Origin of the sequence: Arsenophonus nasoniae DSM 15247, assembly GCF_000429565.1 — a bacterium.
Taxonomy (GTDB): domain Bacteria; phylum Pseudomonadota; class Gammaproteobacteria; order Enterobacterales; family Enterobacteriaceae; genus Arsenophonus; species Arsenophonus nasoniae.
The window spans coordinates 1-1931 of record NZ_AUCC01000196.1; the positions used below are offsets into that span (position 1 = coordinate 1).

Genomic DNA, 1931 nt, shown 5'->3' on the forward strand with positions numbered 1-1931 from the left:
GAGGAAGCGGAAGATAGCCGGAAGTTAAAAGGAGCACGGTCACTCGGAAATCCACAAGGAACACCACTACTCAAAAAGAATTTAATCATCTCGGAGTTCATACAGCACCCCCAACTCTATTCAGAATTCGGGCACGCTGACGCAGGGTTAAATTGCGTGAGGTTTGAGCAAATAGCTCGATTATTTGATTTTGCGCTTCAATTACGCGCACACGGAAGGTACTATTTTTCATAGCTCAATTCCTAGTTGGTTTAGGTTTTGGGTTAGCTCCGCGTCAGTGTTAGCGCACTGGCGTAGGGCGGTAATTTAAATTTTTGCTATTTTTTTTGCCTGTTCTTCAATTTCACGAACATACTTAACATTAAGTTCATTACTCATAGAAATGAACGCTATAGCTTCTGACTGATTTGCTGTTTTATCCATTATTTTTGACAACAAATAATCAAGAACTTCATGTTTTTTAGTGTCAACTTCAATTGAGGTCTTATTTGTTTTTTGTTCTACATTATTATATTGGATTTTAAATATTATTTTATCTAAATCCCTGTATTTACGCCCTTTCTTTTCGATGATAAAACCATCTTTAAAGTCCTTTTTAATTTTCCATGTAGAACCAGACGATGATACAATTCTACGTATAGGTTTTATTAAAACTGTTTGTTTGAAATTTGAAAATTTTGAATATTCAGAATAATGAGATCCTACACATCTACAAAACTCACCTAATGAGATAGAAAACTCTTTTTGAGATTTAAATCTGCTAATCATCTCAAGTATTCTTTTTTCATAACCACCTCTAAGAGATAACAATAAATTCAAGTCTATCTCAGCAAATCCCATAGAATACTCTAATAAATACTTAGCGGCATCTTTATCCATTCTAACGAAAAGAACCCCTTCAGCAAAATCAGCTTTACTTATAATGACTACTTTTTCGAAGGTTTTTTTTAATGGGTCTTTCATTTCAATTATTCTACCCATTACTTTTGTTCCTTCATCTAAAGCATGATAGAGACCTTGTCTAGATAAAGAAAAATGTTCGATTAATTCATCAACATAAAATGTAAATTCGTACTGAACATTACCATCACCAAACTTCTCATCATCAAATGATTTTTTCAATGCTTTTACTAGAAGAGTAAGAACATCTTGCTCTCTTGCAGAGAGATTCATTCTTGCCATAACAAGCTGATGAGACTTTTTTATTAACATTCCGCCTCCATAAATGACTTCCTTTATATTATATCAAGAAGTCATTTTGTCAATAACAAGAAGTCATTTTCTATTTTTATTTCTATAGACTAATCTAAAACTTCAAGAGGTATTTTAAAAAATAATATTTATATTCAATTAGTTGAAATATTAATATTGTAACTATTATCAATCATTTTGATTGTAAAAAATGAATGTGAATAAACTTAAATCTAGGAAGGCATATTAAATAAAATAAGAAGGCATATGAGACAAAAAACATTGAAAACGATAAGCTAACAAGTAAAAAAAAGAAGTTATATAAGCAAAAACAGATAATTACTTAATAATATGTATTTCGCAAAGGATGGTAAATATAAGAATTTATATAAATAAAAACATATAGTTAGCAAAAAAACGCCGTAAACCCTCGCTCAATAGAGGCTGGGATATAAGTCAATAGTATAAATAAAAAATGATAAATATAAGAAGTCATATAAGTAAATATAAGAAGTCATATGAGTAATTTTTTCAAAATAAAACAAAAGCCTATAGAGGCCTTTACCTTTCTTTTACCTTAAATAAAATTACCTTTATTTTACCGTAACACACCTGTGGATAACTTTTTTTCTAACAAAAACCCTAAACCGAAAAATATGTTACTACTGAGTGACCGTATTTCTCTTTTGCAATTGTGATATTCCGCTTCCTCGTCTGCTCACTCGCTTCGCTCGGTCACA

The 1931-nt window shown here is 30.9% G+C and carries 2 protein-coding genes; both read right to left on the reverse strand.

Translation table 11 applies throughout. The annotated features are described in order from the left end of the window. Positions 1 to 97: 97 nt before the first annotated feature. Positions 98 to 232: a hypothetical protein gene (locus tag G468_RS25160; RefSeq protein ID WP_276324690.1), complete on the reverse strand. Its 135-nt coding sequence runs from the start codon at positions 230 to 232 to the stop codon at positions 98 to 100. A gap of 74 nt (positions 233 to 306) precedes the next feature. Beyond that, complete coding sequence (locus tag G468_RS0117350; protein WP_026824073.1) at positions 307 to 1212, reverse strand: replication initiation protein; 906 nt, start codon at positions 1210 to 1212, stop codon at positions 307 to 309. Positions 1213 to 1931: the final 719 nt, after the last annotated feature.

What these genes read in the sequence shown, in the direction of transcription:
- G468_RS25160 (WP_276324690.1), bottom strand. Translation starts at nt 232, where the DNA reads ATGAAAAATAGTACCTTCCGTGTGCGCGTAATTGAAGCGCAAAATCAA.
- G468_RS0117350 (WP_026824073.1), bottom strand. Translation starts at nt 1,212, where the DNA reads ATGTTAATAAAAAAGTCTCATCAGCTTGTTATGGCAAGAATGAATCTC.